Source organism: Sphingomonas molluscorum (assembly GCF_039522995.1).
GTDB classification, from domain to species: domain Bacteria; phylum Pseudomonadota; class Alphaproteobacteria; order Sphingomonadales; family Sphingomonadaceae; genus Sphingomonas; species Sphingomonas molluscorum.
Map to the genome: position 1 here is coordinate 1 of NZ_BAAAEL010000011.1, position 19,799 is coordinate 19,799.

The 19,799-nt window shown below is 66.6% G+C and carries 17 protein-coding genes; 8 read left to right on the forward strand and 9 right to left on the reverse strand.

Translation table 11 applies throughout. The features are described from left to right. Positions 1-172: 172 nt before the first annotated feature. The 7 genes from ABDZ92_RS12200 to ABDZ92_RS12230 all read right to left on the reverse strand — a co-directional run bounded on the left by ABDZ92_RS12200 (position 173) and on the right by ABDZ92_RS12230 (position 6,588). Positions 173-1,381 carry a CmpA/NrtA family ABC transporter substrate-binding protein gene (locus ABDZ92_RS12200; protein ID WP_125961171.1) on the reverse strand — a complete coding sequence of 403 codons (1,209 nt, stop codon included), beginning with the start codon at positions 1,379-1,381 and terminating at the stop codon, positions 173-175. Further along, positions 1,378-1,959 carry an ANTAR domain-containing response regulator gene (locus ABDZ92_RS12205; protein WP_125961170.1) on the reverse strand — a complete coding sequence of 194 codons (582 nt, stop codon included), beginning with the start codon at positions 1,957-1,959 and terminating at the stop codon, positions 1,378-1,380. Before ABDZ92_RS12205 ends, ABDZ92_RS12200 begins: the two co-directional genes overlap by 4 nt. 191 nt (positions 1,960-2,150) lie before the next feature. Further along, on the reverse strand, positions 2,151-2,777 hold the full coding sequence (locus tag ABDZ92_RS12210; RefSeq protein WP_125961169.1) for an LUD domain-containing protein: 627 nt from the start codon (positions 2,775-2,777) through the stop codon (positions 2,151-2,153). Next, on the reverse strand, positions 2,774-4,168 hold the full coding sequence (locus ABDZ92_RS12215; protein WP_125961168.1) for a lactate utilization protein B: 1,395 nt from the start codon (positions 4,166-4,168) through the stop codon (positions 2,774-2,776). Before ABDZ92_RS12215 ends, ABDZ92_RS12210 begins: the two co-directional genes overlap by 4 nt. Continuing rightward, positions 4,165-4,929, reverse strand: coding sequence for a (Fe-S)-binding protein (locus tag ABDZ92_RS12220; protein WP_125961167.1), 765 nt, complete (start codon positions 4,927-4,929; stop codon positions 4,165-4,167). The genes ABDZ92_RS12215 and ABDZ92_RS12220 overlap by 4 nt, the downstream gene beginning before the upstream one ends. 57 nt (positions 4,930-4,986) lie before the next feature. Beyond that, complete coding sequence (lra1, locus tag ABDZ92_RS12225) at positions 4,987-5,751, reverse strand: L-rhamnose 1-dehydrogenase Lra1 (protein ID WP_125961166.1); 765 nt, start codon at positions 5,749-5,751, stop codon at positions 4,987-4,989. Between the two features lie 18 nt (positions 5,752-5,769). Then, on the reverse strand, positions 5,770-6,588 hold the full coding sequence (locus tag ABDZ92_RS12230) for an IclR family transcriptional regulator (protein ID WP_125961165.1): 819 nt from the start codon (positions 6,586-6,588) through the stop codon (positions 5,770-5,772). Between the two features lie 172 nt (positions 6,589-6,760). On the opposite strand from ABDZ92_RS12230, the gene rhmD reads away from it, so the two are divergent. The 5 genes from rhmD to rhaT are packed head-to-tail and all read left to right on the forward strand — an operon-like array spanning position 6,761 to position 11,616. Beyond that, positions 6,761-7,954, forward strand: a complete 1,194-nt coding sequence (rhmD, locus tag ABDZ92_RS12235; RefSeq protein WP_206432216.1) for an L-rhamnonate dehydratase — start codon at positions 6,761-6,763, stop codon at positions 7,952-7,954. A gap of 42 nt (positions 7,955-7,996) precedes the next feature. Beyond that, positions 7,997-8,854 (forward strand): 2,4-didehydro-3-deoxy-L-rhamnonate hydrolase, encoded by an 858-nt coding sequence (locus tag ABDZ92_RS12240; RefSeq protein ID WP_125961164.1) that lies wholly within the window; start codon positions 7,997-7,999, stop codon positions 8,852-8,854. Beyond that, positions 8,851-9,600, forward strand: a complete 750-nt coding sequence (locus tag ABDZ92_RS12245; RefSeq protein WP_125961163.1) for an SDR family NAD(P)-dependent oxidoreductase — start codon at positions 8,851-8,853, stop codon at positions 9,598-9,600. Before ABDZ92_RS12240 ends, ABDZ92_RS12245 begins: the two co-directional genes overlap by 4 nt. A gap of 52 nt (positions 9,601-9,652) precedes the next feature. Continuing rightward, a complete protein-coding gene (locus tag ABDZ92_RS12250) occupies positions 9,653-10,558 on the forward strand; it encodes an amidohydrolase family protein (protein ID WP_125961162.1) in 906 nt (301 codons plus the stop codon). Next, complete coding sequence (gene rhaT / locus ABDZ92_RS12255; protein WP_125961161.1) at positions 10,558-11,616, forward strand: L-rhamnose/proton symporter RhaT; 1,059 nt, start codon at positions 10,558-10,560, stop codon at positions 11,614-11,616. The genes ABDZ92_RS12250 and rhaT overlap by 1 nt, the downstream gene beginning before the upstream one ends. A 73-nt stretch (positions 11,617-11,689) precedes the next feature. On the opposite strand, the gene ABDZ92_RS12260 is transcribed toward rhaT, so the two are convergent. Together ABDZ92_RS12260 and ABDZ92_RS12265 are read right to left on the reverse strand one after the other, a co-directional pair. Beyond that, positions 11,690-13,237: a cation:proton antiporter gene (locus ABDZ92_RS12260; RefSeq protein WP_272695563.1), complete on the reverse strand. Its 1,548-nt coding sequence runs from the start codon at positions 13,235-13,237 to the stop codon at positions 11,690-11,692. A 60-nt stretch (positions 13,238-13,297) separates the two neighbouring features. After that, a complete protein-coding gene (locus tag ABDZ92_RS12265) occupies positions 13,298-13,789 on the reverse strand; it encodes a cupin domain-containing protein (RefSeq protein ID WP_272695564.1) in 492 nt (163 codons plus the stop codon). 253 nt (positions 13,790-14,042) lie between these two features. Here ABDZ92_RS12265 and ABDZ92_RS12270 point away from each other — a divergent pair, with 253 nt between their 5' ends. From ABDZ92_RS12270 to ABDZ92_RS12280, 3 genes are all read left to right on the forward strand, one after another. Next, positions 14,043-15,458, forward strand: a complete 1,416-nt coding sequence (locus ABDZ92_RS12270; RefSeq protein ID WP_125961159.1) for a Gfo/Idh/MocA family protein — start codon at positions 14,043-14,045, stop codon at positions 15,456-15,458. Further along, on the forward strand, positions 15,455-16,237 hold the full coding sequence (locus ABDZ92_RS12275; RefSeq protein WP_241211873.1) for a 3-keto-disaccharide hydrolase: 783 nt from the start codon (positions 15,455-15,457) through the stop codon (positions 16,235-16,237). Before ABDZ92_RS12270 ends, ABDZ92_RS12275 begins: the two co-directional genes overlap by 4 nt. Before the next feature lie 316 nt (positions 16,238-16,553). Further along, a complete protein-coding gene (locus ABDZ92_RS12280; RefSeq protein WP_343763169.1) occupies positions 16,554-19,718 on the forward strand; it encodes a TonB-dependent receptor in 3,165 nt (1,054 codons plus the stop codon). Positions 19,719-19,799 lie beyond the last annotated feature (81 nt).

The window sequence follows — 19,799 nt, forward strand, 5'->3', positions numbered from 1 at the left end:
AAAAAAGCCGCCTCCGACCTCCCGCCTCAAGCGGTGATCGGACAGCGGCTTTGCTGTCTGACAGTGGAGAACCGCACCAACGTTGGCGCAATCATCCGATGCTGGCGCCTGTTCGTTCAGGCGTCATGGGAGAAGCTGACGCGTTTGGCGCCACTTCGCAAGTGCAAAAACTTCACGACTGTCGCAGGGCCTTCAGATAGCCGGCCACATCCTCCGGATCGAAGGCGAGTCCATCGAAGAACCGGTCTGGCGCCAGTGTCAGAGTGCCTTGGTGCGAAGCGGCCGGCATCGGCTGTGCGAGCGCGCCCTCCACTTTCATGCTTGCCCCGGGCATCGCGACTCCGCTTCCGGCGAGCGCGCGGCGATAGAGGTCGGAGCGGAACACGCCGGCCGCTGCGCGCTCAGCCTCTGGGCTGGGAGCCACCATCTGCCAGCGGACGAGCTGCGAATAGATCCACAGCGCCTGACTGCGCCACGGGAAGTTGGCCGCGCCGCGGTGAAACACCAGGAAGTCGGGCAGGCTTACCGGCTCGTCGCCTCGCCGGAGCGGCATGCGACCGGTCAGCGCCTGGCCAATCAAGCTTGGCGCCTGGTCGACGTATTCCGGTCTGGCGAGCAGCGCCGCCAGTTCTTCATGGTTGGCCGGATCGTCACACCACGCCGCGGCGCGATCGAGCGCGCGGAGGAGCCGGTCGAGGTCATCGCCATGGGCTTCGGCCCAATCCGCCCGGGTCGCCAGCACCTTCTCGACGCCGCGCTGCCAGATGTTCACGCCTGCCGCGGCGATCTCCCCGATGCCTTCGGCCACGGAGACGCTGCTCCAGGGCTCACCCGCGATGAAGCCGTCGATCTCGCCCAATCGCAGCGCCTGGGTCATGAGTGACGGAGGCAGCACCCGCAGCGTCACGTCGCGATCGGGGTTGATCCCGGCATAGCCCAGCCAATAGCGCAACATCATCGCGTGGCTTGAAAAGCGGTGAACGATGCCGATGATCGGCTTGCGGCGATGCAGCCCGATCGCAGCGGCAAAATCGTGCGCCGTTGCGATCGGATCGGCGACCCGGTTCCGCGGATCGGGGTCGAGAGCCGCGGCTAATTCCGACGAGAGCGTCAGAGCGTTCCCGTTGTCGTTGAGTTTGAACGGGGCGGCAATCGGGCACGGGGCTTGGCTGAGCCCCAGGGTCACGGCGACTGCGAGCGGCGCCAGCAGGTGCGCGCACTGCACCTGACCGTAGACCAGCCGATCGCGCACGGCCGCCCAGCTGGTGTCCCGCACCAGCCGAAGCGAAATCCCTTCCGCCTCCGCAAAACCGCGCTCGCGGGCTGCGACCAACGGCGCGCTGTCGGTAAGCGGGAGGAAAGCGATCGCGAGCGGCGTCATCGCCCATCTCCCAGCAAGTCGGCGGCAGTAATCAGGGCCTCGGCCACCTCGACGATGCGGCGTCCCTGCTTCATTGCGGTGGTGCGCAGCAGCGCATAGGCGCCGGGCTCGTCGAGGCCGCGGCTCTTCATCAGAATGGCCTTGGCGCGGTCGATCGTCTTGCGATCGGCAAGCTCGGTGCGGGCCGCGTCGAGCTCTGCCTGCAGCTTGGAAAAGGCGTTGAAGCGCCGGATGGCGAGTTCGAGCACGGGCTTGATGCGCTCCTTGCGCAGCCCGTCCACGACATAGGCGGAGATCCCGGCGTCTATCGCGGCCCCAATCATCGAGTCGTCCGACTGGTCCACGAACATCGCGATCGGACGCGCTAGTGCCCGGCTGACCGCGAGCATCTCCTCGAGCGAATCACGGCTGGCGTTGCCGAGGTTCATCAGCACGACGTCCGGCGCCATGCGTTCCAGCCGGGCGACGAAGGCACCCTGCGGAGGCACGACGTCGATCTCGTTGAAGCCCGCATCGCGGAGCCCTTCCTCAAGGATCGTGGCGCGCAAGCCGCTGTCGTCGATTATGGCGATACGCAACCGTGGCCCCCAGCCTTACGCACGCGAAGCTAGCGGCCGCAGGATCAACGTCAACGCCGCCGTGCATTGCCGGTGATTGCGAAACCGGTCCGACTGATCCGGATGCTTCTCCAGCATGCCCGCCCGTTTCCCGCTCGGAGTGATTTTGTCGGCCCGAACCCAATGCTTCGGCAGCCGGGGAGCACCGCGCTTTAGTCAGGAGTATCCTCAACGAGCAACACGTGGAGGAAGCGCGGGCCATGCGCGCCGCGCACATATTGCCCTTCGATGTCGGTGGTGCCGGACACGCCGGTCACCCAATAGTGGGCGCGCACATCCCGCAGATGCGCAGGGATGTCTTCGAGCTGGGCCACGATCGTTCGCGCCTCGACCACCACCAGGTGATGGAGCGTCAGGAAGTTCGGCAGCATGGGCGCCGCAGGCCCGGTCTCGAAGATCAGCGAGCCCGTCTCGGCAACCGCGGACACCGCGCGCGCGATCGCCACCGGTTCGTCCGGGGCGCATGTCTCCCTGAGCGAAAAGCCGTTCCAGTCGCAGGTGCGCAGGCGCGGGTCCGGGGGCAGGTAGAGCGAGCGGGGGAGGGCGTTTGCGTCCAAATAAGCCGCTGCGGCGGCAGGAACCGCTGACCAGTCGCGCACGCGTTCGAAGGTGGCGGCCACGCTCGCAAGCCCCAGTTGGCCTAGGAACTGCGGGATGACGCGCCCAGGGGGTACCAGAGGACGCTCCGGGTCCTTTGCCAAAGTCGCCGCCTCCCGAGCGATCGCACCGCTCGGCCGCGAACCTCCCAAGCGCCCGAGGATGGCGTCTCGTGCGCTCACCGGCGCCTCCCTTTTGCATATTGTTCCATGAAGGTCGTGCCCTCGGGTGCGGGAAGATCACGATGCCGGGTCCACCCTCCCGCGAGCGGAAGTCGCGAGATCCAGCCCGCCCGCGCCGCCATGCGCATGGCGCGTACCGCGAGTGCGCTGCCGAGGCGGTAGAGCCGCGGATGGCGCACGCCCCACGCCCAGAGCCGCAGCGCCCGGCGGACTGTCTGCGGCTCCAGCCCCTCGCGCCAACTCTTCTCGCGCCAACCGCGCAACAGAGTGGGGAGGGGGATGTTTACCGGGCAGACCTCCTGGCACTTGCCGTTCATCGTGCAGGCGTGAACCAGGTCCCGGTTTGCCGACAGTCCGTCGAGGGCGGGCGTCAGCACCGCACCCATGGGCCCGGGATAGGTGCCGCCATAGGCGTGGCCGCCGATCTGCCGAAACACCACGCAATGGTTCATGCAGGCGCCGCACCGGATGCAGCGCAGCATCTCCGCGAGGCCGCTTTCGCGCATGTCCGTGCGGCCGTTGTCGACCAGCACGATGTGCATTTCTTCCGGACCGTCGCGATCACCGGCACGCTTCGGCCCGGTGTAGAAGGTGGTGTATTGGGTGAGCGCCGCTCCGGTGGCCGACCGGGCCAGCATCCGCAGCATGTGGATGGCGTGCGGCAGGGACGGCACCACCTTCTCGATGCCGGCGGTTGCGATGTGGACACGCGGCGGCACGATCGAGAGCTCCGCATTGCCCTCGTTCGTCACGGTGCAGACGCTGCCGGTGTCCGCAATCAGGAAGTTCGCGCCGGAGATGCCCACGTCCGCGCCCAGCATTGCCGAGCGAAGGTGACGGCGGGCGCTTTCGGCCATCGCCGCAATCGTTTCTTCCAGATGCGGCTCGCGGTGCCGGGCACGAAAGAGCGCAGATACCTGCTCGCGCGTCTTGTGCATCGCCGGCCATACGATGTGCGAGGGCCGCTCGCCGGCCAGCTGGATGATGTGCTCGGCAAGATCCGTCTCGATCCGTTCGATCCCGGCTTGGGCGAGCGCATGGGGAAGGCCGATCTCTTCCCCCAGCATCGACTTCGACCGCGCGACGGAATGCGCGCCGGCACGCTTGCAGATGTCGACGACGATCTCGCAGGCTTCCTCGGCGGTGCGCGCCCAGTGGACGGTGGCGCCGGCCGCCTGCGCATTGGCCTCGAATTCCTGAAGATAGTGGCCGAGATTCGCGACGACATGGTCCTTGATCGCCGCTGCACGGGTCCGTGCCGCCTCGAAATCCGGAAAGGCGGTGACGGCAATCGCGCGCTTGGCCTCGGCGGTACCAGCGGTACGTTCGACCGCGATCTTCAGGACGGGGTCGGCGAGTGCGTGCTCGACCCGCCGGGTGAAGCCGCTCACGGCGCCTCGCCGATGGCAGGGCCGTCGGCCATGCCTGCCAGCACCTCGACGGTGTGAAACGCGCGGGTAGATGCACCGCGTCGGTGAAGCTTTCCCGCCATGTTCATCAGGCAGCCGAGGTCGCCCGACAGCAGCAGGTCCGCGCCGCTGGCCTCGATCGCCGCAGCTTTCTCATCGACGATCGCGTTCGAGATGCTGGGGTATTTGACGCAAAAGGTGCCGCCGAAGCCGCAGCAGGTCTCCGCGCCGGCAAGCGGCACCTGCCGCAGCCCCTTCACGTGGGAGAGCAGCCGCCGTGGCTGCTGCTTGATCCCCAGTTCGCGCAAGCCCGAGCAACTGTCGTGATAGGCGACGCTCGCCTCTAGCGCAGCACTTGGCCGCCAATCGCAGACCTGGTCGAGATAGGTGAGAATCTCGTACGTTCGCGACGCCAGGGCTTGCGCGCGGGGCAGCCAGGCCGGATCGTTCGCGAGCAACTCGGGATAGTGGGAGGCGATCGTCGCCGCGCAGGACCCACTCGGCACCACCACCGCTTCATACGGCTCGAGCAGCGCGATGGTTTGCCGCGCGATGACGGCCGCCCCCTTAGCATCCCCGGAGTTCAGCGCCGGCTGCCCGCAACAGGTCTGTTCGGCCGGCACCACCACCTCGCATCCCGCATCCTCCAGCGCGGCGAGCGCCGCAAAGCCGATGCGCGGTCGCATGGCATCCACCAGACAGGTGACGAAGAGCGCGACGCAGGGGCGGGGGGAAGGGGGCATGTCAGGCTGCGGTGGCAACCGGCGTCGCGGAACGGGCGGGGACGGGGATGCCCGTCCTCATTGCAGGTTCACGTACATGCCGCCGTCCACCAGCAGCGCGGCGCCGGTGACATAGGCTGCCATGTCGGAGGCCAGGAACACGATCGGGCCGACCATGTCCTCCGGTTGCCCCAGACGCCCCAAGGGCGTGCGTGCCTCCATGTACCGGCGCTTCTCCTCGTCCGCGAGATCGTCCTTGTTGATCTCGGTGAGGATGGTGCCCGGAAGCACCGAGTTGCAGCGGACGCCGTGTTTGCCGAGCGCGATCGCGGTCGACTGCATCAGCGAATGCACGCCAGCCTTGGTGGGAGTGTAGTGGGTCTGGAACTCGCCGCCGACCAGTGCCGAGATCGAGGACACGGCCACGATCGCGCCACCGCGGCCCTGCGTCACCATCTGGCGCGCGGCTGCCTGCACCATGTAATAGGCGCCGTGCAGGTTGACGCGGAAGGTGCGCTCCACCGTCTCCGCCGGCATGTCGAGAAACGCGTGAAAGGGGCAGATGCCCGCGTTGCTCACCATCACGTCGACCCCGCCGAAGCGGTCGACCGCGCGTGCCACAAGGTCGGTCGCCGTCGCTGCGTCGGCCACGTCGCCCTTGACTGCCAACCCGCGCCGACCGGCCGCCTCGATCGCGGCGATGCAGCTTTCCGCGTCCTCGTCGCGGCTGTGATAGTTGATGACGACGTTGGCACCATGTTGTGCGGCGCCGATCGCGGCCGCGCGGCCGATGCCCGTCGAGGCGCCGGTGACAAGGACGGTCTTTCCTTCGAGCAGCTTCACGGGTCGGCAATCCTCTCGTTATCGGCGTTTCGGCGGACGGGCGGTGGGGGTCCAGCCAAGATCGCGGCTGATCTGTTCGGCGGTGCCCCGGACTTCGTGGCTCAGCGCTGCCATCCGGTCGTCGTCCATATATTGCGCAGCGCTCGACAGGCTGATGGCGGCGACGATCTTGCCGGACGCATCGCGCACGGGCGCCGCCACGCAGCGGATCAGATCCTCGTTCTCCTCCAGGTCAAACGCATGGCCTGCGGCCACATAGCCCCGCATCCGTTGCAGCCAGGTGGCGTAGTCGATCGAGGGTGCACCGCCCGCCTGTTCGCGCTCGAACGCGCGCTGCCACTCGGCCTCCGGCGCGTCGAGCAGCAGCGCCTTGCCCAGGCCGGTGGAAGTGAGGGGCTGGCGGTCGCCCACGCGGCTGGAGATGTCGACCCGCCGCCGCCCCGGGATCTTGTCTAGGTAGAGCGCGAGCTCGCCGTCCAGCCGGCCGAAATGCACCGTGTCCTCGCTCTGCGCCGCCAGCGCCTCGATACGGGGGCGGGCGATCTGCACCACATCGGCCTGGCTCTGCGCCAGGAACCCTAGCTGCAGCAGCTTGGGTCCCAACTGATAGCCCTCACGCGGGAGGTAGGTGACGAAGCCGCGGTCGATCAGCGCATTGGCAAGGCGATGGGTGGTCGAGCGCGTCAGCCCCATGCGCGCGGAAAGCTCGGCGAGCCGCACCGGCCCGTCCACCACCTGGTCCAGCAGGTCGAGCCCGCGCAGCAGCGTCTGACTGCCCTGCACCTTCGAAGCGGGCTTCGCCTCCGGCAATTCTTCGTTTGACGCGGTATTTTCCATCTCGTAACATCCTATCCCACAAATTGAGATTGTAAATGGGCATCGCCGGGAGATGCGACGCGAGGGCAGACGATCCCCTCATATCATCGAAATCCGTATCACCAGATGGTATCGGTAACAGGCAGTGAGCACGATCGCCGGCAAGGCGGCGTCGAACAAGGGGATGGTGCGAATGGCATACACCGGGCTTCCCAGGATCAAGCACGTTCGAGCATTCACCGTCCGTGGCGGCGGGGCCGACTATCACGACCAGGGGGCAGGCCACTGGATCGACGATCATATCGCGACGCCGATGGCGCGCTACCCCGAGTACCGCCAGTCCCGGCAGAGCTTCGGCATCAACGTGCTGGGCACGCTGGTGGTGGAGATTGAGGCCGAGGACGGCACGATCGGCTTTGCGGTGACCACCGGCGGCGAGCCCGCCTGCTTCATCGTCGAGCGGCATCTCGCCCGCTTCCTCGAAGGCCGCAACCCGGCCGAGTACGAGAAGATCTGGGACCAGATGTACTTCTCGACCCAGTACTACGGCCGCAAGGGATTGGTGGTGAATGCCATCTCCGGTGTCGACCTCGCGCTGTGGGACCTGCTCGGCAAGCTCCGGGGGGAGCCGGTGCATGCGCTGCTCGGCGGGGCGGTGCGCGACGAACTGCAATTCTACGCGACCGGCTCTCGGCCGGACCTTGCCAAGGACATGGGTTTCATCGGCGGCAAGATGCCGCTCCACCACGGTCCTGCGGAGGGCATCGAAGGCCTTCGCAAGAACATCGCCGAACTGGCGACGATGCGGGAGCGGGTCGGCCCCGACTTCTGGCTGATGCTGGATTGCTGGATGGCGCTCGACGTCGACTATGCGACGCGTCTGGCGCTTGCGGCGCACGAGCATGGCCTCAAGTGGATCGAGGAGGCGATCAGTCCCGACGACTACTGGGGCTATGCCGAATTGAAGCGCAACGTGCCCCGGGGCATGCTGGTCACCACCGGCGAGCATGAGGCGACCCGCTGGGGCTTTCGCATGCTGCTGGAGATGGACTGCTGCGACATTCTCCAGCCCGACGTGGGCTGGTGCGGTGGCGTAACCGAACTGCTCAAGATCTCTGCGCTCGCCGACGCGCATGGCAAGCTCGTCGTGCCGCATGGCTCGTCGGTCTACAGCTACCACTTCGTCATCACGCGCCATAACTCGCCCTTTGCCGAGTTCCTGATGATGCATCCCGGACCCAGCGAAGTGGTACCGATGTTCCACCCGCAGCTGCTCGGGGAGCCCGTGCCCGTGAACGGCCGCCTGCGCGCGAGCGCGCTCGACAAGCCCGGGTTCGGCGTGGAGCTCAACCGCAACCTGCCGATGCACCGCCCCTACGCGCGCTGATCTCCTCCCTTTTCCCAAGCTCCAACGAAAGAAGCCTCTCCCATGAAATTCTGCCGCTTTGGTGCCCGCGGATCCGAGAAGCCCGGCGTGGTCGACGCCCAGGGCGTGCTGCGCGACTTGTCGGGCAAGGTCGACCGGCTGACCGTCCTCGCGATCGCCTCGGTCGGTGATTTCGACGTCGAGAGCCTGCCCGTGGTCGAGGGGGCGCCGCGCTATGGCGTGCCCATCGAAGGGATCGGCAAGATCGTCGCGATCGGCCTCAACTATGAGGACCATGCGATCGAATCCAACCTGCCGATCCCGACCGAGCCGGTCATGTTCATGAAGGCGCTCTCCAGCCTCACCGGACCCAACGACGAAGTGATGATCCCGAAGGATTCCACCCACACCGACTGGGAAGTCGAGTTGGGCGTCGTGATCGGCAAGACCTGCCGCTATGTCGAGGAGGACGACGCGCTGGCGCATGTGGCGGGCTTCACCGTCGCCAACGACGTCTCCGAACGCTTTAACCAGAAGGAGCGCGGCAGCCAGTGGTCCAAGGGCAAGGGCCACGACACCTTCTGTCCCGTAGGCCCCTGGCTCGTGACCCCGGACGAGGTCGCCGACTGCCAGGACCTGGACATGTTCCTCGACGTGAACGGCGAGCGCATGCAGACGGGCAACACCCGCACCATGATCTTCGACGTCAAGCAGATCATCAGCTATGTCAGCTGCTACATCACCCTCTATCCCGGTGACCTGCTGATCACCGGTACCCCGCCGGGCGTGGGCGAGGGCAAGAAGCCCCACAAGATCTTCCTCCAGGCGGGAGACACGATGCGCCTTGGGATCGCAGGCCTCGGCGAGCAGCAGCAGAACGTCGTCGCGTGGCGCCACCTGGGTGACGAGGTGCTGGGGTGAGTGTCTTCCCGGACCGGTTCGCCGGGCAGGTTGCCGTCGTCACCGGCGGCGCCTCGGGTCTTGGGCTCGCTTCCGCCAAGCGGATCATCGCCGAGGGTGGGAAGGTCGCGCTTTGGGACGTCAATCCGCAAGCCCTTGCAGCCGCAAAGGACCGTATCGGGGCGGCGCATGTCGTCGCTCTCGACGTGTCGGATCAACAGGCGGTCGAGGCGGCTGCGGCGGCTACCTTCGAAGCGCTCGGGCGGATCGATGTGCTCGTCGCTTCCGCCGGCATCACCGGCGCGACCAAGCCGGCGCACGAGTTCCCGATCGACAGCTGGCTTCGGGTGATCGACATCAACCTCAACGGCATCTTCTACTGCGTACGCGCGGTGGTGCCGTACATGCTGCGCCACGGCTATGGCCGGATCGTCAACGTCGCCTCGGTCGCGGGCAAGGAAGGCAATCCCAATGCCTCTGCCTATTCGGCATCCAAGGCAGGGGTCATCGGCTTCACCAAGTCGCTCGGCAAGGAGCTTGCCGGTAGCGGCATCATCGCCAACGCGCTGACCCCCGCCACGTTCGAGAGCCCGATCCTGGCGCAATTGCCGCAGAGCCAGGTGGACTACATGCGATCCAAGATCCCGATGGGGCGCTTGGGCGAGGTCGAGGAAAGCGCCGCCATGGTGTGCTTCATGGCGAGCGAGGAGTGCAGTTTCACCACCGCCGCCACCTTCGACACGTCCGGGGGGCGCACAACCTTCTGATCCCGCTGCGCGACCGCCCAAAAGAGGCGGCGCGTCACACGAGAGGAGACCCATGGAAGCCATTCCGTTCGTCGACGCCCATGTCCATCTCTGGGACCTCGGCCACATCCGCTATCCCTGGCTGACCCCGCCCTTCACCGAGGGACCCGCAGGTGTCACCGAGCCGATCGCGCGCGATTATCGGATCGACGACTATTGCGCCGATGCCAGGCGCTGGAACGTCAAGGGCATTGTCCACATCGATGCCGGTGCCGACCCTTCGCAGGCACTCGACGAAACCGAATGGCTGGAGGCGATCGCCGCCGAGCGCGGCATGCCCAATGCCATTGTCGCCTTTGCGCCGCTCCATGATCCCGGCGTCGAGCCGCTGCTGGAGGCGCAGGCCGCGAACCCCCATGTCCGCGGCATCCGCCAGATCGTCAACTGGCACACCAATCCCCTGCGCACCTACACGCCGCACGACGTCACTCAGGACGACCAATGGTGGGCGGGTTTCGGCCTGCTCGCGCGCTATGGGCTGTCGTTCGACCTGCAATGCTATGCGGGGCAGATGGCAGGCTTGGCGCCGTTGATCGAGCGCCACCCGGACATCCCGGTCATCATCAACCATGTCGGCATGCCGATCCCGAGCGAGCGCGAGGGGCTGACCCGCTGGCGCCACGGCCTGCGTGCGCTCGCGCGATCCCCGCACGTGGCGATCAAGCTGTCGGGTATCGGCTTCATCGACCGGGCCTGGACGGTCGAAGGCATTCGGCCGTTCCTGCTGGAGGCAATCGACCTGTTCGGGACAGACCGCTGCCTGTGCGCGAGCGACAGTCCCACCGACAAGCTGTTCGCTCCCTTCGATCAGCATCTCGAAGCCTATCACGCGATCGTCGCCGACTTCTCGGAAGACGAGCGCCGCGACCTGTTCGGGCGCAATGCCAACCGCGTCTATCGTCTGGAGCTCGACCTGTGATGGCCGCAAATCCGCTGCTGGGCGTGCTGTTCCACTGGATCGGCGGCCTCGCCTCCGCCAGTTTCTACGTTCCCTACAAGGGCGTGAAGCGCTGGAGCTGGGAGATCTATTGGCTGACCGGCGGCGTCTTCTCCTGGCTGCTCGCGCCGTGGTTCTTCGCCGCGTTCCAGACCGAGGATCTGCTCGGTGTCCTCTCCCGCACGCCCACCCCCACCTTGTTGTGGCCGGTGTTCTTCGGCCTGCTGTGGGGCTTCGGCGGTCTCGGCTATGGCCTGGTGATGCGCTACCTCGGGCTCTCGCTCGGCATGGCAGTGGTGCTGGGCTTGTGCACCGTGTTCGGAACCCTCATCCCGCCGATCTTCCAGGGCGACTTCCAGGAGAAGCTGCTCGACACCCCATCGGGCAACATCATCCTGTTGGGTCTGGTGATGACGGTTGCCGGGATCGTCGTCGTCGCGATGGCGGGTGCGCGCAAGGACGCCGCACTTTCGCCAGAGCAGAAGTCAACGGCTGTCGCCGAGTTCGACTTCCGCAAGGGCATCGTTGTCGCGGTCTTTGCCGGCATCATGTCTGCCTGCTTCGCCTTCGGTCTCGCCGCGGGCGAGCCGATCAAGCCGCTGTCCGCTGCGGCGGGGACGGGCCCGCTGTGGACCGGCCTCCCGGTGCTGTGCCTCGTCATGTTCGGCGGGCTCGTCACCAACGCTCTCTGGTGCGCGTTCCTGATCCTGCGCAACCGCAGCGCAGGCGAGTGGCGCGGGGGCGGGAGGGGCGCCGGGGCGCCGTTGCTGCGCAACTATCTCCTGTGCGCGATCGCGGGCACTGCCTGGTATTTTCAGTTCTTCTTCTACACCATGGGCGAAAGCCAGATGGGCCGCTTCGGCTTCTCGTCGTGGACGCTGCACATGGCGAGCATCATCATCTTCGGGACCCTGTGGGGTTTTGCGTTCCGCGAGTGGAAGGACGCACACCCGCGCGTTCGCGCGATGGTGTGGGGTGGCGTCGCCCTGCTGGTACTGGCGACCGTGGTGATCGGCTACGGCAACCTCCTGGGCGCATGAAGTGAGGCTGAGGGGGCCGGGTACGCCCGCGGATTCCGTGGAAGACTGTCGAGGTTGATCGCCCGGCGCCGGGTCAGGCGGAGCGCAGCACATTGTCGGAAAAGGAGCGCGCTTCGACCTCGGACCAGTCGAGTTCCTCCAGCAGGCGACGGTAGATATCCTCTGCGACGTCCCCGTTCTGCCGCATCTCGTTGAGCGCGGTGCGCTGATGCTCGACGACCTTGAGGTGCAGCGTGTCGAAGTCGGAGGGCGCTTGCGGATCCTCGGCATGCGCGGCGACTGCCCCCGCGGCGCCATAGCGGACGCGAAGCGCCCTGGCAGCATTGCTCTCGTCGCCGGCGAGCACCGCGACGCCAGCGTCGATGATCCGGCGTCGCGCGGTACCGAGCTTCGTCGTCAATCCGGCGTCCTCGCCGATGTCGAGCCATCGGATCAGCGGCCCCAACGTCAGCCCCTGGATGACGAGGGTACCGATGACGACGGTGAACGCCGCCAGCACGATCAAGTCGCGCCCCGGCATGGCTGCCGGGAGGGCAAAGGCGGTCGCAAGGGTCACCAGTCCGCGCATACCTGACCAGCCGAGGATCAGCGCGGCACGCCAGGGCGGCGGCTTGGGAAGCCAGGCGGGTGTATGATGGCGCGAGATCAAGCCTTCGAACGCGCGTACCAGCAACACCCAGGCGAGCCGCGCACCCAGCACGGTCGCCAGCACGATCAGGGAAAACACGATCGCGGGAAGGCGCTCGGCGCTGTCCAGCCGCAGGAGCACGTCGCGGGACTGCAGCCCCATGATCATGAAGGCGACCACGTTGAGGACCAGCACGCCCGCAGACCAGACCGCCCGGCTCTGGATGCGGTCGCGGGCAGGCTGGCCTAGGGGACGCCGCTGCGCCACCAGCAAGCCGAACGCGACCACGGCCAGCACGGAGGAAAGATGCAGCCGCTCCGCGAGCAACCAGATCGCGAAGGTGACGGCGAAATCGGCGAGGCTCGAGCCGAGCGTTCCGGAAAAGAGCGGGACGATCCGCAGGTACAGCCAGGCCGCCGCCAAGCCGAACAGGATGCCGCCGGGCGCTGCTGCGGCGAGAACGAGCGGAGTGGCGGCCGTGTCGGTGTTCGTCGCCAGTGCGACCGCCAGCCCGAACAAGAGGAGGGCAGTCGCGTCGTTGAGCAGACTTTCTCCTTGCAGCAGCAGCAGGCCGCGGCGCGGGATTCCCACTTCGGACAGCACGGCCTCTGCCGCCGCGGCATCGGGCGGCGCGACGATCGCGCCGAGCGCGAATGCTGCGGCAAGCGGAAGTCCGGCCACGGCGACGCCAACGAACGTGACGGCGGCCGTGGTGACCAACACGGCGAACACCGCCAGCGACAAAAGCGGAAACCAGAAGCGGCGCAGGCCCCGCAAACTCGTGTGATAGGCTGCGTGAAGCAGTGCAGGTGCGATGAACAGCGCCATCGCGAGGGCCGGATCGAGGTCGATGTCGGGGGCAAAGGGAAGCAGCGCGAAGCCGATGCCGGCTGCCGCCAGCAACGTCGGATAAGGGACGTTGAGCTTGCGCGCGACGACCAGCAGCAAAAGTGCCGCCAGTAGGATCGCGTCCAGGCCTTCGAATAAATGCACCCGGATCAACGGTGCGCGTGGCGATTGGCTCCCCGCCTTGCTGCACGGGGGGCGCTGGCGTCAGCGTGCCTCCGGCCGCGGCAGCTTGGTGCCCAGCAGCACCAGCCGATCGCCGGTGATCCCGAACCAGTGCGGAACGCCGGCCGGGATCAGGATGACGTCGCCCGGCACCAGCTTGCGTGTCGTGCCGCCGGTGATGCGGCTTCCTTCGGTCAGCCCGGGTTGGGTAACCTTTGCCTCCTCGAGCGTCCCCCCGGATATCATCGTGCCGGCGCCTGCCACGACCAGCGCGTATTCGGCGTCCTCCGGATGCACGGCGGGACGGCCGGGCGCTTTCCAATATTCGAGCGCCGCTATCGTCTTGTCGTCGCGCACCAGCGGCCGGCTGGAGAAGCCTTGCCCCGGCTTCATCGCGCGGCCCATCTCCTCCACCTGCGCGGCTACGTCCGCGGCGCTCGCAAAGCTGGTGGGATCGCCGCTCTGCGCCGCGGCCGGTGTCGCTGTGATGAGCAGCAATGCTGCGCAGGCGCTCCGCCGCAGAAGAGAGCGCACGGACGCGTGGCGCGCTTGCGACGAGGACGTTTCGAAAAGCTGCATTACGGCCCCTCCAGTTCGACTTCTTTCGTCGAAGCCTAAGCTGCTGCCGCAAGGATAGGAAGCGGCGAGAGAAACTACCCTGACATCGGCGATCCAGCGAAATTCTAGACGGCTTTGCTTTCCGGAGGTGGCAGGGACGTGTTTCCCTTGTTAGCCTGCTCCTCGTGCCCACCGGCCTGACGGCCGGGAAAGAAAAAAGGGGGAGAGGATGATCGTGGCGGAACAGGGAAACGGCCTGACGCGGCGGGACTGGCTCGGCGGCGCTGCCGCGACCGGAGGCTTGCTTGCGATACCGGGACAGGCGGCGGCGCGTCGCCTCCGGCCGAGCGACCGGGTGAATGTCGCGGTGATCGGCGCCGGCGGCATGGGCGCGCAGAACATGGCCAAGCTCACCAGCCAGAACATCGTGGCGCTGGCCGACGTAGACTTCGACCATGTCGCCAAGAGCTTCGTCGACAACAAGGGCGTTGCCCGGCCCGAGATGCAGCCGCTGAAGGCGGCCTATGACCGCGCCGACCGGTTCGCCGACTACCGGCGCATGTTCGACGCCCGCAAGGACATCGACGCGGTGGTGATCGCGACGCCGGACCACCACCATGCCATCGCCGCAAAGCAGGCGATGGAGCGCGGCCTTCATGTCTATGTGCAAAAGCCGCTGACCTATACGGTGCGAGAGGGGCGCACGTTGCTGGAGGTCGCCCGGCGCAATCCCAAGCTCGTGACCCAAATGGGCAACCAGGGCCATTCCGGCGACGACGGCCGTCGTGTGGTCGAGTGGATCCGCGGCGGTGTGATCGGCCGAGTGCGCGAAGTGCATGTCTGGACCAATCGCCCGCTGTGGCCGCAGGGGGAGGCCCGTCCCGCCGCCGTTACCGCGCCCTCCAGCCTGGATTGGAACCTCTGGCTCGGGCCGGCGCCGGTGGATTGGGGCTATCACCCCGATTACGCGCATTTCAACTGGCGCGGCTGGGTACCGTTCGGCGTCGGCTCGCTCGGCGACATGGGCGCGCACCTCGTCGACTTCCCGGTTTGGGCCCTGGAGCCGGGACTTCCTACCCGCATCGAGACGCGCCACAGCCGGTGGGGAGGCGACACGGACATCTGGGACGGCAAGCCGCCCGCCGATCTCGGCAGCTATCCGCTCGCCAACATCACGACCTATCAGTTCGGGCGGGCGAAGGACGGGCCGCTCACGATGACGTGGTACGACGGCGGGCTGATGCCGCCGACGCCCACGGCCATGCCGCTTACTGCCCGGATGAACCCGGACGGCGGCGTGCTCTATGTCGGGGACCGCGGCATGCTGATGCACGAGACCTACGGGGAGAAGCCCGTGCTGATCGGCGATGGCGTGGCCGAGCGCGCGGCCGCGGTGCCGATGTCGTTGCCCCGGATCCTGGGTGGGCGCGACGGACACGAGATGAACTGGATTCGTGCGATCCGGGGCGAAGAGGCGATCTCCTCGCCATTCTCGGTGGCCGTGCCGCTCACGGAAACGATGCTGCTCGGCATGGTGGCGCTGCGCGCCGACCAGCCGATCGAATATGATGGCGACCGCATCACCAACGTCGCCGAGGCCAATCAATTTCTGGATCGGGAGTATCGCAAGGGATGGGCACTATGATCGCAGCAATCGCCGCCAGTGTAACCCTGCTGGGGGCCGCGATGGGCACGGCCGCCGTGACGGGCCAGTCCGGGCAGCGCCCGGAGGATACCGAGGTCTGGCAACCCGTCCCTCCGGTCGTCACGCCCGCGCCCGCGACGCAGACGCCGGCTCCCTCCGACGCATTGGTGCTGTTCGACGGGAAGAACCTCAGCCAGTGGGTCTCCACCAAGGACAAGTCCCCCGCGCGGTGGACAGTGGCCGATGGCGTGCTGACGGTGCGCAAGGGAACCGGCAACATCGAGACGAAGCAGCGTTTCCGCAATTACCAGCTTCACCTTGAATGGCGCATCCCGGCCAACATCACGGGAGAGGGGCAGGCGCGGGGTAACAGTGGTCTGTTCCTGGCGTCGACCGGCGACGGCGACGCCGGATACGAGCTTCAGATCATGGATAGCTTCCGCAACAAGACCTATGTCAACGGTCAGGCCGGCAGCATCTACAAGCAGTTCGCGCCGCTCGCGAACCCGGTGCGCGCGCCGGGCGAATGGCAGAGCTACGACGTGATCTGGACCGCCCCGGTGTTCGCTGCGGACGGGTCGGTGTCGAGCCCGGCCTATGTGACCGCCTTCCTGAACGGGGTTCTGGTTCAGGACCATGTCGCGCTGAAGGGTGAGACGGCCTATATCGGCGCGCCGGCGTACAAGGCGCATGGGCCCGCGCCGATCAAGCTGCAGGATCATGGCGATCCGAGCCCGCCGATCAGCTTTCGTTCGATCTGGATCCGCGAATTGAAGTGACGACGCTGCTGGCGTCGTCGACGCGCCGCCAGCTTCTTTCCCTGGGGCTGCTTGCGGGGGTGGCTGGAGGGCGCCCCCTTCCCACATCCACTCCCCCCGCGGTGCCGGACGCCGCCTGGTGCTTCTCGCCTGCCGCCCTTGGGGAGAAGTGTTGCCGCGGAGACGCACTCCGGCCGTATACTTTCCAGGTAACGGCAAGTTCTTGACACCCCCTCTACTAGATTGAACAAGTAATTTACTTATTCGAAGCCGAGGAACACATCGGTCGACTAGGGAGGGTAGCATGGTTGCAGGAAGCGTTTCCGCACGTCGTTTCGTGTTGTTGGCTACGTCCGCACTTGCGTTCGGCACGTTCGGTGCCGCGACCGCCCAGGCGCAGGATGTCGCCCAGACCGATCCGGAGGCGACGGAGCGCCCACAGGACTCGGTCGCCGCACCCACGCAGTCCGACAATGACGGTTCCGATATCGTCGTCACCGGCATCCGCGCCGCCCAGGCACGCGCGATCGAGGTGAAGCGCGAGGCGGATAGCGTCGTGGACGCGATCAGTGCCCAGGACATCGGCAAGCTTCCCGACGTCACCATCGCGGACTCGCTGCAGCGAATCCCCGGCGTCCAGATCCGGCGTGAGGCGGGCGAGGGTGGCGCCATCAACATCCGCGGCCTGCCGCAGGTGACGACCCTGATGAACGGCGAGCAGTTCCTGGGTGCCAACTCGGTCACCACGGTGCAGCCGAACTTCACCGACATTCCCTCGCAGCTCTTCTCGGGCGCGACCGTTTTCAAGTCGCCGACCGCCTCGCTCCAGCAGGCGGGCCTCTCGGGCACGGTGGACCTCCTCACCCGGCGTCCGTTCGACCTCAAGAGCGGCCTGACCATCGCCGGCGCGGCGGAGGCGCAGTACGGCGACAAGACGGAGAAGTGGAACCCGTCCGCGAACGGCCTGATCTCCTATAACTCCGGCCGCTTCGGCATCCTGGTATCGGCCGCTTATAGCGACCTGGACCTCGCCAATAGCTTCCGCGGTATCCAAGACTATGGTGTCACGCTGCGCAACGAAGGCGGCAGTGCAACCAACCCGGGCGACTTCGCAGTCGGCAACTATCGGCGCGATGCGGCGGGGCGGATCCTCTACAACACCACTCCGAACACGGACACGAACCCTGCGACCTCCTGCGTCGTGCCGGACCCCGTCGGCACGCCACCCGCCGTCGGCGGCACGCGCTGTTCACCGTTGTTGGTCAGCCGCGGGACGCCGGTGCGCAACGGCGCGGGTGAGATCGTCGGCTTCGACGTGAACGGCGATGGCGACGCGAACGACGCGTTCATCACGCCGCAGGCGCACACCGCCTGGAACCGCATCACCAGCCGCGAGCGCTTCGGCGCGAATGCCTCGCTGCAGTTCGAATTCTCGGACGCGTTGCGGCTGACCGCCGACGGCTTCTACACGAAGCAGACGCAGTACGACCGTACCGCCGGCTTCCAGTTCCAGATGGTCGACTGGCAGTCGGCGCCATTCCTCCCCACGGCGTCTCGGGACACGGGCGCGGTGGTCGGCGGGTATAACCTGAACACCGTTCAGAGCTATGCCTATGACCTGCCGAACTTCGACAGCTATGCGGAGACGTTCCGCATCCGTTCGGAGTCGCAGAACTACAACGTCCAGCTCGACTGGAAGCCGAGCGAGCAGTTCAGCGCCACGGTCCGCGGCATCTACGGCAAGGCCAGCCGGAAGCTCGACCAGTCCTACGCCCAGTTCAACCTGACGGACGGGTATCAATGGGCATATGACGGCGTCGGCAACTATCCGGGCGGGGACATTCGCTTCAACCCCACCGGCTATCGAGCCTACAGCCAGGACGCGACCGTCGACTACACCAGCGGCAAGCCGGTGTTCGGCTTCTCACCGGCGTTCCTGGACCAGGTGGGGGATGTCTCGCGCTACGGGCTCAAGACCATCTCCTCGGAAAACAACGTCTACCAGGATGGCGACCTGTGGGCCCTGCGCGGTGATGCCGAGTGGAAGGCGAGCGACACCTTCAGCCTGAAATTCGGTGCGCGCTACGGTGAGCGCAGCGTCGACCAGTTCACCTTCGAGCGCATCTCGCCCTTCTATGCGGGCAACACCGACAACCCGGCGGGCGGCTGCTACGTCAAGTGGAAGGCGTTCGACGTCAACCTGGGCGACAATGCCTGTGCGGTCCGCGATGCGGCAGGCACTCCCTACACCGCCGGCTTCACCCGGCAGGGCGACGACCCGGTCTTCGCCGGCCTGATGAAGCAGTATCAACTGCCGGCCGCCGGTGCGCCGACATTGTGGGTGCTGAACCCGAAGGCGATGGACGACTCGGAGGCTTTCCAGAACAGCTTCTATCCCGGCAGCGTCAACAACGTGAATCCGGCGGATTCCTTCGGCATCAAGCTCAACCAGATCTCCGGCTATGCCGAGGTCGCGGGCGAGGGCGAGGTGTTCGGCCTGCCGTTCAAGGCGAACGGCGGCGTTCGCATCGTCAACACCCGCTTCACCGTGCGCCAGAACATCGTCGGCGTGCCCCAGCCCTATGGCGTTTCCGGCGTCGACGCCGGAGATCTGCTCACGAAGCGCGAGTTCACCGATTTCCTGCCGGCCTTCAACGTCGCGGTGGATTTGACCCAGGGACTGCGGCTTCGTGCCGCCTTCGCCAAGACGATGACGCTGCTCGACTTCCTGCAATGGGGCGGCGGTCTCAACGTCAACTACGCGATCAACACTGCAACCGGGCTGTTCGAGGCCCGCGGCGCCAACGCACGCGGCAACCCGCAGCTGGAACCGTGGCGCGCCGACAATGCCGAGGCGAGCCTGGAATATTACACCGGCCAGTCGAGCCTGGTCGCCCTCGGCGCCTTCTACATCAACGTCGACAGCTTCATCGAGAATACGACGGTCATCCGGAACGACATCCCCGACAACGACGGCGTGATCCGCCGGCCGGTGCCGGTCAGCACCACCCAGCAGGGCGAGGGCGGCACGCTGAAGGGCATCGAAGCGTCCGCGCGCCAAGCGCTTGCCGACTATGGCGTGGACGGATTCCTCAGCGGCTTCGGCGTGGATGCAAACTACACCCTCTCGCTTGGCGACACGGGGCGCGTGGACCTGGCGGGCCATGACCAGCCGTTCCAGGACAACTCCAAGCATCAGATCAACGCCGCCCTCTGGTACGAGAAATACGGCTTCCAGGCCCGCATCGCGTACAATTACCGCTCCAAGCGGCTGGTCTCGTCCGACTATGGCGGCATCCCGGGACTCGCGCAGTACCAGCGGCCGACCAACTATCTGGACGCGTCGATCTCCTACGACGTGCTGCCGTACCTCACGCTCTACGGTCAGGCGGCCAACCTCACTGCGGAGACGGAGCGCTACTACCTGACCTTCAGCGATCAGGTGCTGTTCGAGAACATCTACGAACGGCGCTTCATCGCCGGGGTGCGCGCGCGCTTCTAAGGGCGCGCGGATGGTTCACCTTGCCGCCGCACCCCACCAAGTGCGGCGGCTTCTGTTTGCGGGCGTACCCTTCGCGCGGGA

Excerpts from the sequence above, each read along its gene's own strand:
- ABDZ92_RS12200 (WP_125961171.1), bottom strand. The coding sequence starts at position 1,381 with ATGACGCCGCTCGCGATCGCTTTCCTCCCGCTTACCGACAGCGCGCCG.
- ABDZ92_RS12220 (WP_125961167.1), bottom strand. The coding sequence starts at position 4,929 with ATGCCCCCTTCCCCCCGCCCCTGCGTCGCGCTCTTCGTCACCTGTCTG.
- ABDZ92_RS12230 (WP_125961165.1), bottom strand. The coding sequence starts at position 6,588 with ATGGAAAATACCGCGTCAAACGAAGAATTGCCGGAGGCGAAGCCCGCT.
- rhmD (WP_206432216.1), top strand. The coding sequence starts at position 6,761 with ATGGCATACACCGGGCTTCCCAGGATCAAGCACGTTCGAGCATTCACC.
- ABDZ92_RS12240 (WP_125961164.1), top strand. The coding sequence starts at position 7,997 with ATGAAATTCTGCCGCTTTGGTGCCCGCGGATCCGAGAAGCCCGGCGTG.
- ABDZ92_RS12250 (WP_125961162.1), top strand. The coding sequence starts at position 9,653 with ATGGAAGCCATTCCGTTCGTCGACGCCCATGTCCATCTCTGGGACCTC.
- rhaT (WP_125961161.1), top strand. The coding sequence starts at position 10,558 with ATGGCCGCAAATCCGCTGCTGGGCGTGCTGTTCCACTGGATCGGCGGC.
- ABDZ92_RS12270 (WP_125961159.1), top strand. The coding sequence starts at position 14,043 with ATGATCGTGGCGGAACAGGGAAACGGCCTGACGCGGCGGGACTGGCTC.
- ABDZ92_RS12275 (WP_241211873.1), top strand. The coding sequence starts at position 15,455 with ATGATCGCAGCAATCGCCGCCAGTGTAACCCTGCTGGGGGCCGCGATG.